Here is a 12501-nt window from a genome sequence, read left to right as displayed (position 1 = left end):
CAAAAACGAGCGAAGCGGCGGGCGTGTGCCTCCGGTCGGGCTACGCCCTCCTTCCGACACACGCCCGCCGCAACGTCTCATCCTGATTGACGCGGAATCTCATCCAGTTTGTCGCGCAGCAGCCGAGAGCGACAGCATGTTCACAGAGGGGCAGAGCCGGGTGATGATGGAGCCGACCGCATAACAGAGCGCAGCGCCAAGACAGGCAAGGCGCGCAAGCGATTCAAAATCCGTGCCCGCGCTGCTGAAGGCCTCAAGCCCGATCAGCACAACGACGCCTGCAAAACCGGTCAGAAACCCGATGCTGCGCCGCAGGGTCATATGCTCGCCCGGTACCAGAAAATGCGACAGCGGCAGCACGAAGAGCGGCACCACTGCCATGCAGACCCCGGCAAAACCGCTGGCCACATGGGTCTGCCCCCAGCTGAGCAGGGTAAAGGGCAGTGCGTTGCTGAAGAAGCCCATACCAAAGGCGCAGGCCCAGATCAGCCGCCCGGCGCGGTTGGCTATTGGCGGCAGTGAGATCCCCATGGCGCGGATGATGCCGAGCAGGCACAGGGCGCCAACCGTGATCCGCGCGGCTGCGATCGTGACCGGCCCAAGACCATCCAAAGCGACCGAAACCGCCATGAAGGAGGCGCCCCAGATCATGCCGAGAAACAGAAGCTTGATCCAGTTGAGGGTGCCGGGGCCGTCGTGCATGGGAATACTCCGAAAACAAAAGAGGCGCTCCGGTTGCCCGAAGCGCCCTGCAGAGGAATAAGGCGGCGGGACAGGCCCGCCAAGCCGAAAAGGCGCCTTAGTTCTTTTCTTTGTCGACCATCTTGCCGGCCGAGATCCAGGGCATCATGTCGCGCAGTTTCTCACCGACCTGCTCGATCTGGTGTTCGTCGTTCAGGCGGCGGGTGCCTTTGAAGAACGGCTGGCCAACGGCGTTTTCCTGCATGAAGTCACGCACGAATTTGCCGGTCTGGATGTCGGTCAGAACCGCTTTCATCCGGGCTTTGGTTTCGTCGTAGGGCAGGATGCGCGGACCCGAGACATACTCGCCGTATTCGGCGGTGTTCGAGATCGAGTAGTTCATGTTCGCGATGCCGCCTTCGTAGATCAGGTCCACGATCAGCTTCACTTCGTGCAGGCACTCGAAATAGGCCATTTCCGGCGCGTAACCGGCTTCGACCAGGGTTTCAAAGCCCATGCGGATCAGTTCAACGAGACCACCGCAGAGAACGGCCTGCTCACCAAAGAGGTCGGTTTCGCATTCTTCGCGGAAGTTGGTTTCGATGATGCCCGAGCGGCCGCCACCGATGGCAGAGCAGTAGGACAGGCCGATTTCCAGCGCCTTGCCGGTGGCGTCATTGTCCACGGCCACCAGGCAGGGCACGCCGCCGCCTTTGGTGTATTCGCCGCGCACGGTGTGGCCGGGGCCTTTGGGCGCCATCATGATGACGTCGACGCCTTCTTTCGGCTCGATCAGGCCGAAGTGCACGTTCAGGCCGTGGGCGAATGCGATGGCTGCGCCGGGCTTGATGTTGTCGTGGACGTATTTCTTGTAGGTCTCTGCCTGAAGTTCATCGGGCATGGTGAACATGATCACGTCACACCAGGCTGCCGCTTCGGCGATGCCCATGACCTGCAGGCCTTCGGCTTCGGCTTTCTTGGCCGAGGCAGAGCCTTCGCGCAGGGCGACGACAAGGTTCTTCGCGCCGCTGTCGCGCAGGTTCAGGGCGTGGGCGTGGCCTTGCGAACCGTAGCCCAGGATGGCCACTTTCTTGTCCTTGATCAGGTTCACATCGCAATCGCGGTCATAGTAAACGCGCATGTCAAAATCCTCCGGTTGACGTTTGAGGGTGATCATAGACAGTGAGGGGGCGATTGCGATGGGTCTGCGCGCATAAATCGCGCTCATTTTGCAATAGTCATTCGTTAATTTGATCTATATTGACTAAATCATGCTTGATGATCTGGATCGGCGCATTCTGCGCCACATGCAAAGCGAACCGGAGCAATCGATTCCGGATCTTGCTGAACGGCTGGGCCTCACGCCATCGCGCCTGTCGCGGCGGCTGGAAAAGCTGCGCGAGACAGGCGTCATTCTGGGCCAGCACGCGGTGATCGACTGGCGCGCGCTGGGTTATGCGGTGGAGGTTTCCTTGCGGGTGACACTGGACAAGACCAACCCGCGGGCCTTTGACGAATTCCTGGAGGCCGCGCGGCTGATCCCCGAGGTGCTGGAGATCCAGACCTTTCTGGGGCAGGTCGATGTGCGCCTTTCGGTGATTGCCCGCGACATGCCGCATTATCAGGAGATCTACCGGGCCCAGATCCTGACCCTGCCGCATATCACCGATATCGAGGCGTTGATGCATGTGGCCCGGATCAAATCGAACGAAAGCCTGCCACTATGAGCCGCAGCGATCTCGACGATATCGATTTTGCTATTTTGCGGGCGCTGTCGCGGGATGCCACGCGCACTGCCGGGGCGCTGGGGCGGGAACTTGGCCTCAGCCAGCCCGCCACATGGCGCCGCATCCGCCGCTTGCAGCAGGCGGGAATCCTTTTGGGCCGCCGTCTGGATCTGGATCGCAAGAAACTGGGGTTCGGCGTGACGGTGTTTCTGGGCATCAAGCTGGCGACCAAGGGGCGTGTCAGCCTTGAGGACTTCGAACGCGCGGTCTCTGCCATCCCTGAGGTGGAAACGGTGGAGCATATCCTTGGCATGTATGACTACCGCCTGCGCGTCACCGCCCGGGACATTGCCGATTTCGAACGGGTGCTGCGGCGCCGGATCATGACCTTGCCGGGGGTCGGCAACGTGGATGCCAATGTGCTGCTCTCCGAAGAGCGTAGGCCGGGGCCGCTGGGATAGGCAGCGCTTTGTCGATGATCGGAAACCCGATCTCCGATTTCCGTGCTGCAGGGTAACGCTTTGGTCTATGCTTTTCCATCTGTTCTGCACATACCAAGGCCAGTATCGCGCCCCGGTATGCCAAAGTAGACTTTGCCAAAGCAGGGCGACAGCGCTAGCGATAGACAGCAAAAGAAGGAGGATCACCGATGGCATTGCTTGATACCGTGGACCCGAAGGGGCTGGATGAATTTTCGGTGGTCTTCACCGACCGCTCGCTCAACCATATGTCGAAGGCCTTCCAGCAGGTGATGCTGGATATCAGCGACATGCTGAAAGAGGTGTACAGCGCCGAGGCTGTGGCCCTGGTGCCCGGTGGCGGTACCTTCGCGATGGAGGCTGTCGCCCGCCAGTTTGCCCGCGGCGCCAATGCTCTGGTGGTGCGCAACGGCTGGTTCTCCTACCGCTGGAGCCAGATCTTTGAAAGCGGCGGCTTCACCGCCTCAAGCACGGTGATGAAGGCGCGCCAGACCGGCAACAGCACCCCGTCGCCCTTCACCCCCGCGCCCATCGAAGAAGTGGTGCAGGCGATCCGCGAACAAAAGCCCGATATCGTCTTTGCGCCGCATGTGGAAACATCGGCCGGGGTGATCCTGCCGGATGATTATGTGACAGCCATGGCCGCTGCCGCGCATGAGGTCGGCGCGCTGATGGTGCTGGATTGCATCGCGTCGGGCTGTGCCTGGGTCGATATGAAGGCCACTGGCGTTGATGTGCTGATCTCGGCCCCGCAAAAGGGCTGGAGCGCGTCTCCCTCGGCGGGGCTTGTGATGTTCTCCGAGGCGGCGCTGAAACGTCTGGAAGAGACCACATCGGACAGTTTCGCCATCAACCTGAAGCAGTGGCGCGCCATCATGAAGGCCTATGAGGACGGCGGTCATGCCTATCATGCCACCATGCCGACCGATGCGCTGCGCGCCTTCCGCGATACCATGCTGGAAACCCGCGAGTACGGCTTTGACCGGCTGCGGGACGCGCAATGGCAGCTGGGTAACGGCGTGCGCGCCTATCTGAAGGACAAGGGCGTGGTCTCGGTCGCCGCCGAAGGGTTCGGTGCGCCGGGCGTCGTGGTCAGCTACACCAGTGATCCCGAGATTCAGAACGGCAAGAAATTCCTGGCGCTGGGCATGCAGATCGCCGCTGGCGTTCCGCTGCAATGCGACGAGCCCGATGATTTCCGCACCTTCCGTCTGGGTCTGTTCGGTCTTGATAAGCTGTATGATGTGGAAGGCACGCTGAAGCGCCTGACATCGGTTCTGGATCAGGTGCTCTGACCAGATAGCAACACCAGCCTGCCGGGGATCATGTCGGCAGGCTGGCCACCGTCGCCCGGATGAAGTCCTCGCAAAGCGCGGGCTGGGTGATGGGCAGCATATGGCCAAAGCCCGGTTCGATCCGGCATTTGAGGCCAAAGGCCTCCATCGCGCGGCCCTGTTCTTCGGCATTCAGTATCGCGTCATCCGCTCCGAACAGCACCGCGCCGGGCGTGCGCAGCTCGCGCAGGTACCGGTCGGCTTGCTCTGCGATAGCCGGATAGAGCAGCGTGGCATCGGCCGAAGCCGCGATAAAGCTTTGCGGGCGCAGGCCCAGAATGCCCCCGGCCCGGTCGAGGAAGTCCGGAGGGCAGGTTTCAGGAGCGAAGATCTGCGTCAGAACCGCCTCGGCGGTGCGTTTGGCAGCGGGGATGGCAACCGTATGGGCCATCAGGCGCCGGACCATGGGGGAATGTACGATCAGCCCCTTGAAGGCATCTGCCCCGCCCGCCGAAGGATGGGTCAGGGGCGCCAGCAGCGCCAGCCCCCGGATCCTGTCCGCCGCGGCCAGTGCCATTGCCAGCGATACCGCGCCGCCTAGCGAGTGCCCCACCAGAACCGGGTTTTTCACCCCTTTGGCATCCAGAAGCTCCTGGATCATCGCGGCTTGCGCGGGCAGGCGGGCAAGTGTGTCGCTGTTGCGGGTGGAGTATCCGCAACCGGGCCGGTCCAATGCAATGATATGAAAATCCTGCGCCAGACGTCCGGCCAGCGCATAAGTAAAATGTTGCAATTGCCCCGACAGGCCGTGGATCAGCACCAGTGTCTGCGCTTTCTGCGGTCCCATTTCCACGTAATGCAGCCGACCATGGGCGGTCTGGTGGAACTGTCCGGCCGGAGGCACCAGTCGCTCTGCCTCGCGGGCCTGCTTGCGTGTGCTGATATGCGCCGCGCCGAACAACGCTGCGGGCGCCGCGAGGGCTGCAATCGAAAGCGTACTGAAAACCGACATTGAAAACTCCGGGTGGGGTTAGCGTTCCTGCGGCGCGCCCAGCTCTGAAAGATCCGGCGAGGGGAGGGCGTCCAGCAATTGAAACACCCGGTCCCGGCAGGCTTCGCCGCTCCAGGATGCGGGGTGGAATATCGGCGGCAGGCCGGGGTGGCGCAGCACGATCCGGCGCCAGCGGTGCACGATCAGGGTGCGCAGCGTGGCGATCTGGGCCGGACCCAGATCCGTCGGCGGGGTCTTGATCCCCTGCAGGGCCGTGTTGAGCCTATCGCAGGCCTCTTGCAGGTCCTCGGGGAAGAGACGGTCTTTCAGCCAGATGGGCACCGAGATCTTTGAAAACTCGATGGCCAGCAGGTCATCAAGGTTCCCCGGTATCTTGCCATGGCCAAGGGCGGTGTGCCGGTTAACCGCCACATATTGCGGCAGCAGAAGAACGTCATCCAGCGTGGCCTGTCCTGCGCCTTCCTCACTGATCAGCAGGTGCCAGTCGGTGGGTGCCGGCGGGTGGCGCTCGTAGATGCGCGGGGTCACCGCAGCGGATTGGCTGCGGCCGAATTTCGTCAGGAAGTGCACAGAAGCGCGCCCGGAACGAGAGCTTTCGACCCAGCCGTCCTTGCGCAGGCGGTGCAGCGCCACGCGGATGGCTTCGGGTTTGATGCCCATGGGCGTGATAATCCGCGTCAGGGCGCTGCCGCTGATCTGGGCGCCCTCCTTCTGCGCAAGATCACCAAAAAGGGAGACGATGATCGACCAGACCCGCAGGTTCTGCGGATCGTTCAGCTGCGCGACGCTGGCTTCAAACCACTGGTTTTGTTCTGTGCTCATTCTCACAGAATAGAATGCCCGGGCCGCTTGCGCTAGCCCGGGCAAAATTTCTCTTTGATTGCCGCCTGCTATCAGAAGGCGTTCATGGTCAGCAGTTCGTATTCCGCGACCAGTTCGTCGTCCTGATTGGTCAGGGTCACGTGCCAGCGTACCTCGCCGTATTCTTCGTTGCGGGGCGTCTTCTTCTTGACGGTCAGGCGCACCTTGATGCTGTCGCCGGCTGACACCGGTTTCATGAAGCGCAGACCATCAAGGCCGGTGTTGGCCAGCACCGGGCCTTCGTCTGGCTGCACAAAGAGACCCGCGGCAAAGGACAGGAGCAGATAGCCATGCGCGACGCGGCCCGGGAAGAAGGGATTCCGCTTCGCTGCGGCGTCATCCATATGGGCATAGAAGGTATCGCCGGTGAAATGAGCGAAATGTTCGATATCATCAAGCGTGACGGTGCGTGGAGCTGTGTGGAGGGTCTCTCCAATTGACAATTCACCATACTTCCGGGTGAAGGGATGCGCCGGAGCCGCGATTTCCGTGCCGCCCGGTACCCATTTGTCACCGATGGCGGAGAGGATATCGGGGCTGCCCTGGATGGCGGTGCGCTGCATGTAATGTTTGACGCCGCGCACGCCGCCCAGCTCCTCGCCGCCGCCGGCGCGACCCGGACCGCCGTGCACCATATGGGGCAACGGAGAGCCGTGGCCGGTGGATTCCTTCATCGAGTCGCGGTTGTTGAAATAGAGGCGCCCGTGGAAGGCGCCGGAGCCAAGCGCGACAGCGCGCGCGACTGCCGGATCATGGGTGATGACCGAGGCAACAAGCGAGCCCTGGCCGCGATTGGCCAGCGCGATGGCGTGGTCCAGATCACGATAGCCCATCACGGTCGAGACCGGGCCGAAGGCTTCGGTGTCATGCACATGCACAGCCGTGTCGGGGTCTTCGCAGTGGAACAGCATCGGCGGCACAAAGGCGCCCTGTTCGGCGTCGGCGCCTTCGACGGCAAAATTTTCGGGGTCGCCAAAAACGCGTTTGGCTTCGGTGCCGATCAGGGCCGCTTTTTCCAACACGTCGCGCTTCTGACTGCCAGACACCAGCGCGCCCATGCGGGTGGTTTCCAGGCGCGGATCGCCGATCACCACTTTCGCGAGGCGTGCGGACAGGGCCTCGATCACCGCCTGAACCTGCGCTTCGGGGGCGATGATGCGGCGCACGGCGGTACATTTCTGACCTGCCTTGGCGGTCATCTCGCGGCTGACTTCCTTGATGAACAGGTCAAATTCCGGCGTGCCAGGCGCTGCGTCAGGCCCCAGGATCGAGGCGTTGAGGCTGTCCTGTTCGGCCACGAACCGCACTGAGTTCTCAATAATCGCCGGGGTGTTGCGCAGTTTCAGCGCGGTGTTGGCAGAGCCGGTGAAGCTGACCACGTCCTGGCAATCCAGACGGTCCAGCATGTCGCCGATACCGCCCGAGACAAGCTGCAGCGCGCCCGCGGGCAGGATGCCGCTATCGAGCATGATCTTTACTGCCAGTTCAGTGACATAGCAGGTCGCGGTCGCTGGTTTCACGATGGCAGGAACACCCGCCAGCAGGGTGGGCGCCAGCTTCTCCAGCATGCCCCAGACCGGGAAGTTGAAGGCGTTGATATGCACCGCAACCCCTTGCAGTGGGGTGCAGATGTGCTGGCCGAGGAAGCTGCCTGTGCGGGAAAGCTGTTCGACATCGCCGTCCAGATAGACATGGCCATCGGGCATTTCGCGGCGCCCCTTGGAGGCAAAGACGAACATGGTGCCGATGCCGCCGTCGATATCGATCATGTGATCCGATTGCGTGGCGCCAGTGTGGAAGGACAGATCGTAGAGCGCGTCCTTGTTCTTGCCGAGTTCGGTGGCCAGCGCCTTCAGCATGCGTGCGCGGTCGTGGAAGGTCAGTTTGCGCAAGGCAGGGCCACCCACCTTGCGGGCATGATCCAGCATTGCCTGCACATCAAGGTCATCATTGCCGGCGCTGGCGATCGTGGCGCCGGTCACCGCACTGGCGATATTGCGGGCGCCTGCGCCGGGTTTCACCCAGTCTCCGGCGGCGTAGCTGGAAATCTCAAGAAGGCTCATTGCTGTCTCCCTAGGTTGCCCGCGCCAGCATTGTTCGCCCCGGATACGGGGCAGGATCAGATGCCGCATGGCGGGCAGGATTGATTTGCGATATATATTGACCGTCCGGTCGGTTTATGCAAGAAAATTGTCCAGACGCCGCCCGAGCTGGTGATTTCGGAAAGAAAACAGCCTTCTGGCGGATCAAGTGATAGTGGGGGTGAGGGGAATGACAGATTCGATTCTGGTCGCGGATCACGGGCAGTGGGTGGAAATCACCCTGAATCGCCCGGACCGGCTGAACAGCTTCAACGATGAGATGCACAATGCCTTGCGCGCCGCGCTGGAGGCTGCCCGCGATGGTGGCGCCCGAGCGGTTCTGCTGACCGGTGCTGGCCGGGGCTTTTGCGCCGGGCAGGATCTGGGCGACCGCGATCCGCGCAAGATGGACGGCCCGCCGGATCTTGGGAATACCGTGCGGACCTTCTATGCGCCGCTGGTGCGGTTGATCCGCTCACTGAATTTCCCGGTGATTTGCGCCGTGAATGGCGTCGCTGCCGGGGCAGGGGCCAATATCGCACTCGCCTGTGACGTGGTTCTGGCGGCCGAAAGCGCCAAGTTCATCCAATCCTTCTCCAAAGTCGGTCTGATCCCCGACACTGGCGGCAGCTGGCATTTGCCGCGTCTTCTGGGGGAAGCGCGCGCCAAGGGGCTGGCCTTTACCGCCGAGCCGCTGCCCGCCAAAAAGGCCGAGGACTGGGGGCTGATCTGGAAGGCGTTGCCCGATGATGAGTTGATGACCGAGGCCCGCGCCATGGCCGAGAAATTCGGAAATGGTCCGACGCTGGGTCTGGGGCTGACCAAGCAATGTATTCAAGCTGCCGCCGTCGACACGCTGACCGACCATCTGGAGATGGAAGCGGACGCGATGAAGGCCTGTGGTGAAAGCGCGGATTACGCCGAGGGCGTTGCCTCTTTCCTGGAAAAGCGCAGCCCGGAGTTCAAAGGCAAATGACCATGACCCCGAAAAAACGCGCGGAAAAATCCAGCGCCGCCATGTGGTCCAGCGACAATGCGTCGAAATGGGCCGGAATGGAGATCGCCGAGGTCGACGCCGGGCGCGCGGTACTGCAGCTGACGGTCGAAGCGCACCATTGCAACGGCCACGGTATCTGCCATGGCGGCGTGACCTTTATGCTGGCCGACAGCGCCTTTGCCTTTGCCTGCAACAGCCGCAATCAGGCCACCGTGGCGCAAAGCAACAGCATTACCTATACCGCGCCGGGACGCCTTGGCGACCGGCTGACCGCCGATGCGCGCGAGGTCTCCTTGACCGGGCGCAGCGGCATCTACGACGTGACCGTCAAAAATCAGGATGATCTGGTGATCGCAGAGTTCCGGGGCCTGTCCCGTGCGATCAAAGGCCATCTTTTCGAAGAATAGGCGAGGAGGACGCCATGAAAGACCTGACCCCCAACAAGGCCGAGCTCGACCCGATCGAAATCGCCTCCATTGACGAAATCCGCAGCCTGCAGCTGGAGCGCCTGAAATGGTCGCTGCGCCATGCCTATGACAACGTGCCGATGTACAAGCAGCGGTTCGATGAGGCGGGCGTGCATCCCGACGATCTGCAGCAGCTTTCGGATCTTTCGAAGTTCCCCTTCACCTACAAGAACGACCTGCGCGACAACTACCCGTTCGGTCTCTTTGCCGTGCCGCGCGAGGAAATCATCCGCCTGCACGCGTCCTCGGGCACCACGGGCAAGCCGACCGTCGTGGGCTATACCAAGGGGGACATCGACAACTGGGCGGACCTGGTCGCGCGGAGCTTGCGCGCCGCCGGTCTGCGCAAGGGCAACATGGTGCATAACGCCTATGGTTATGGGCTCTTCACCGGTGGTCTTGGCGCCCATTACGGGATCGAACGCCTGGGCGCCACCGTGGTGCCGATGTCCGGCGGCCAGACCGAGAAACAGGTCGGCCTGATCACCGACTTCAAACCTGACGGGATCATGGTGACGCCATCCTACATGCTCAACATCCTTGAGCAGTTCCACAAGGTGGGACTGGATCCGCGCGACAGCTCGCTGCAGGTGGGTGTCTTCGGCGCCGAGCCCTGGACCGATGCCATGCGCAAGGAGGTCGAAGACGCCTTTGACATGCACGCGGTGGATATCTACGGCCTTTCGGAGATCATGGGTCCGGGTGTTGCCAGCGAATGCGTGGAAACCAAGGACGGCCCGGTCATCTGGGAGGATCACTTCCTGCCCGAAATCATCGATCCGGTGACTGGTGAAGTGCTGCCCGATGGCGAAATGGGCGAGCTGGTCTTTACCACGCTCACCAAGGAAGGCCTGCCGATGGTGCGCTATCGCACCCGCGATCTGACCCGCCTGCTGCCGGGCACCGCCCGCACCATGCGGCGGATGGAGAAAATCACTGGCCGCAGCGACGACATGATCATCCTGCGTGGGGTCAACGTTTTCCCCAGCCAGATCGAAGAGCAACTGATGGCCACCGGTGGTCTGGCGCCGCATTACCAGATCGAGCTTTATAAATCCGGCCGCATGGATGCGATGCGCGTCTTTGTCGAAGCCAACCCGGATGCCACCGACGAAATGTCGAAAACCGCTGCAGCGCGGATGCTGACCAAACGGATCAAGGATATGGTCGGGGTCTCGACCGAGATCATCGTTGGCGAGCCGGGCGAGGTGGAGCGCAGCCAGGGCAAGGCCAAGCGCGTCGTCGACAACCGCGACAAGGGATAACCAGAGCAGTGGCCCGCACGATCGCAAAAGACCATGACCTGAAACGGGCGCAGATCCTCAAATCTGCGGCCAAGGTCTTCGCTGACGCCGGTTATGACCGCGCGTCGATGACCCAGCTGGCGCGGGAGTGCGGGATCTCCAAGGCCAATATCTATCACTACTATGACAGCAAGGATGCCGTTCTCTTCGGCCTCCTTGAAACCTATCTGAGCGATCTGCGGGACCGGGTCTGCGAGCTGGACCTGTCGGGCCTTGAGGCAGAGGCCCGCCTGCACCGCATCGTGGCGGAAATCCTGCTGGCCTATCAGGGGGCCGATGACGAGCATCAGGTGCAGATCAGCGCCATGTCGGCCCTCCCCGAAGAACAGCAGACATTGCTGCGTGGCTATCAGCGCGAGCTGGTGACCTTCATGAGCGACGCGATCAGCGCCGTCGCGCCGGATGTCTTTGCCGGGAACCCGGCCAAGCTGCGCGCGGCGACCATGTCGGTCTTTGGCATGTTGAACTGGTATTACATGTGGAATTCCGGCGCCGGGTCCGAGGCCCGCGAAGACTATGCCGATATGGTGGCAACGCTGACGCTGAACGGCGTGAAGGGGCTTTGAAAGTCGCTGCCTCCACGCCGTTATTCATGCTCGATCAAGGGCATAAATCATGCACTTTGAGTTCGTCACCAAGGCGAGAAACCTCAAAATAAGCGACTTTGCAGCCGGATGGGGAAAACGCCAGGGGAGGTTCTATGCGCCCCTGGACTTCGTGAATCCAGTCGCTTTGGCCCTGCTTGTCCTCCACGACGCGATAAAGACCCCTTGTTGAGGGGGCTATAGGCCAGCCAGAGATTTGGAAATAGGCTTGGCCGTTGACCGCATATGCATCCTCTTGCGTGTAACAACTGCAACCGCAAGAGAAACAGGCAGATTTTTCCCTCACATAGAGTGGATCGTCAGTCGGCAGCAGGAAACTGGAAAGAACCTCCAGGTCTTCCGAAAGCCACCAGGCTGTTCGCAGGCAGGTTCCCTTTGGCTCCTTGGATTTGCAGTGCGTTTGAAAGGCAAAGAACATCTTGGCGGAGCTGTCCTTGATGACCAGGGGAAGTGACTTGTTTCCGGGATCTTTCACGGGCAGCTCGATTTTCTGAACAGCACCGTCATTGAACGTCAGGAGCCCGATCTTCCCAAGGTGTCTGAAATAGTAGAAATTGATGTAGGGCATGCGGGGAAATCCCTGGTTCATGCCGCGCTGTCGGCTGAGGAAATCCACCTGTGTAATCCGGTGTTTCTCGCCTTCGATCATCATGTATTTGTCGGAACGAAGATGAGTATCGCCCGAATAGACCTTTTCCGACCAGATCGCGCCAGGAACGGTCGGGCTAATGGTGATGTCCGGAACCCAGTACTTGGGCGGATAGGCGGGCTGAAACTCTGACGGGGTCAGCTGACCATCCGAAGTGCGTATGAAGTACGCATTACCCTGCCGTACAAGAAGCTCATCTTCCGACAGCCAATTGATGGGGGTTATCTTGGTGGCGAGGTCGACTTCCCTTTCCGGAACGCATCTTGTGGCCATAAGCGCAACCAACAGGAGCACCATGAGCGCGATGATGGCTCGCGGTCGTTGATTAAACAATTTGGTCACTCTGATACTTTTTGATCTTTCC

The 12501-nt window shown here is 61.3% G+C and carries 12 protein-coding genes and 1 pseudogene; 7 read left to right on the top strand and 6 right to left on the bottom strand.

What is annotated here, in order from left to right:
• Positions 1-102: 102 nt before the first annotated feature.
• Both SM763_RS19195 and ilvC read right to left on the bottom strand, forming a co-directional pair.
• Positions 103-702 (bottom strand): annotated as a pseudogene (locus SM763_RS19195) (DMT family transporter); the annotation flags it as partial.
• 97 nt (positions 703-799) lie between these two features.
• Positions 800-1822: a ketol-acid reductoisomerase gene (ilvC, locus tag SM763_RS19190; RefSeq protein ID WP_065273738.1), complete on the bottom strand. Its 1023-nt coding sequence runs from the start codon at positions 1820-1822 to the stop codon at positions 800-802.
• Positions 1823-1952: 130 nt separating this feature from the next.
• On the opposite strand from ilvC, the gene SM763_RS19185 reads away from it, so the two are divergent.
• The 3 genes from SM763_RS19185 (at position 1953) to SM763_RS19175 (ending at position 4182) form a co-directional block, all read left to right on the top strand.
• A complete protein-coding gene (locus tag SM763_RS19185; protein WP_065272732.1) occupies positions 1953-2408 on the top strand; it encodes an Lrp/AsnC family transcriptional regulator in 456 nt (151 codons plus the stop codon).
• A complete protein-coding gene (locus SM763_RS19180) occupies positions 2405-2869 on the top strand; it encodes an Lrp/AsnC family transcriptional regulator (RefSeq protein WP_065272733.1) in 465 nt (154 codons plus the stop codon). The genes SM763_RS19185 and SM763_RS19180 overlap by 4 nt, the downstream gene beginning before the upstream one ends.
• Positions 2870-3057: 188 nt before the next feature.
• Entirely contained in the window at positions 3058-4182 is a 1125-nt protein-coding gene (locus tag SM763_RS19175; protein WP_065272734.1) for an aminotransferase class V-fold PLP-dependent enzyme, read from the top strand.
• A 28-nt stretch (positions 4183-4210) separates the two neighbouring features.
• On the opposite strand, the gene SM763_RS19170 is transcribed toward SM763_RS19175, so the two are convergent.
• The 3 genes from SM763_RS19170 to paaZ all read right to left on the bottom strand — a co-directional run bounded on the left by SM763_RS19170 (position 4211) and on the right by paaZ (position 8097).
• Positions 4211-5173, bottom strand: coding sequence for an alpha/beta fold hydrolase (locus tag SM763_RS19170; protein WP_368999456.1), 963 nt, complete (start codon positions 5171-5173; stop codon positions 4211-4213).
• Between the two features lie 18 nt (positions 5174-5191).
• Positions 5192-5995 (bottom strand): PaaX family transcriptional regulator C-terminal domain-containing protein, encoded by an 804-nt coding sequence (locus tag SM763_RS19165; protein ID WP_368999455.1) that lies wholly within the window; start codon positions 5993-5995, stop codon positions 5192-5194.
• Positions 5996-6066: 71 nt separating this feature from the next.
• Positions 6067-8097: a phenylacetic acid degradation bifunctional protein PaaZ gene (gene paaZ / locus SM763_RS19160; protein WP_368999454.1), complete on the bottom strand. Its 2031-nt coding sequence runs from the start codon at positions 8095-8097 to the stop codon at positions 6067-6069.
• A gap of 208 nt (positions 8098-8305) precedes the next feature.
• Here paaZ and paaG point away from each other — a divergent pair, with 208 nt between their 5' ends.
• The 4 genes from paaG to SM763_RS19140 are packed head-to-tail and all read left to right on the top strand — an operon-like array spanning position 8306 to position 11449.
• Entirely contained in the window at positions 8306-9091 is a 786-nt protein-coding gene (gene paaG, locus SM763_RS19155) for a 2-(1,2-epoxy-1,2-dihydrophenyl)acetyl-CoA isomerase PaaG (protein WP_368999453.1), read from the top strand.
• A gap of 2 nt (positions 9092-9093) precedes the next feature.
• On the top strand, positions 9094-9519 hold the full coding sequence (paaI, locus tag SM763_RS19150) for a hydroxyphenylacetyl-CoA thioesterase PaaI (protein ID WP_368999452.1): 426 nt from the start codon (positions 9094-9096) through the stop codon (positions 9517-9519).
• 14 nt (positions 9520-9533) lie between these two features.
• Positions 9534-10844: a phenylacetate--CoA ligase PaaK gene (gene paaK, locus SM763_RS19145; RefSeq protein ID WP_274834473.1), complete on the top strand. Its 1311-nt coding sequence runs from the start codon at positions 9534-9536 to the stop codon at positions 10842-10844.
• Between the two features lie 8 nt (positions 10845-10852).
• Positions 10853-11449, top strand: coding sequence for a TetR/AcrR family transcriptional regulator (locus SM763_RS19140; RefSeq protein WP_368999451.1), 597 nt, complete (start codon positions 10853-10855; stop codon positions 11447-11449).
• Between the two features lie 34 nt (positions 11450-11483).
• On the opposite strand, the gene SM763_RS19135 is transcribed toward SM763_RS19140, so the two are convergent.
• Entirely contained in the window at positions 11484-12479 is a 996-nt protein-coding gene (locus SM763_RS19135) for a hypothetical protein (protein ID WP_368999450.1), read from the bottom strand.
• Between the last annotated feature and the right edge of the window lie 22 nt (positions 12480-12501).

This window comes from Pseudophaeobacter sp. C1-32P7 (assembly GCF_041008775.1).
In the GTDB taxonomy this organism is placed as follows: domain Bacteria; phylum Pseudomonadota; class Alphaproteobacteria; order Rhodobacterales; family Rhodobacteraceae; genus Phycobacter; species Phycobacter gallaeciensis_A.
The sequence above is the reverse complement of the archived record's forward strand: the minus strand, read 5'-3'. Positions and strand labels throughout refer to the sequence as shown.

Bases quoted from the DNA above. Each gene is read 5' to 3' on its own strand.
- ilvC (WP_065273738.1), bottom strand. From the start codon at position 1,822: ATGCGCGTTTACTATGACCGCGATTGCGATGTGAACCTGATCAAGGAC.
- SM763_RS19185 (WP_065272732.1), top strand. From the start codon at position 1,953: ATGCTTGATGATCTGGATCGGCGCATTCTGCGCCACATGCAAAGCGAA.
- SM763_RS19180 (WP_065272733.1), top strand. From the start codon at position 2,405: ATGAGCCGCAGCGATCTCGACGATATCGATTTTGCTATTTTGCGGGCG.
- SM763_RS19175 (WP_065272734.1), top strand. From the start codon at position 3,058: ATGGCATTGCTTGATACCGTGGACCCGAAGGGGCTGGATGAATTTTCG.
- SM763_RS19170 (WP_368999456.1), bottom strand. From the start codon at position 5,173: ATGTCGGTTTTCAGTACGCTTTCGATTGCAGCCCTCGCGGCGCCCGCA.
- SM763_RS19165 (WP_368999455.1), bottom strand. From the start codon at position 5,995: ATGAGCACAGAACAAAACCAGTGGTTTGAAGCCAGCGTCGCGCAGCTG.
- paaZ (WP_368999454.1), bottom strand. From the start codon at position 8,097: ATGAGCCTTCTTGAGATTTCCAGCTACGCCGCCGGAGACTGGGTGAAA.
- paaG (WP_368999453.1), top strand. From the start codon at position 8,306: ATGACAGATTCGATTCTGGTCGCGGATCACGGGCAGTGGGTGGAAATC.
- paaI (WP_368999452.1), top strand. From the start codon at position 9,094: ATGACCCCGAAAAAACGCGCGGAAAAATCCAGCGCCGCCATGTGGTCC.
- paaK (WP_274834473.1), top strand. From the start codon at position 9,534: ATGAAAGACCTGACCCCCAACAAGGCCGAGCTCGACCCGATCGAAATC.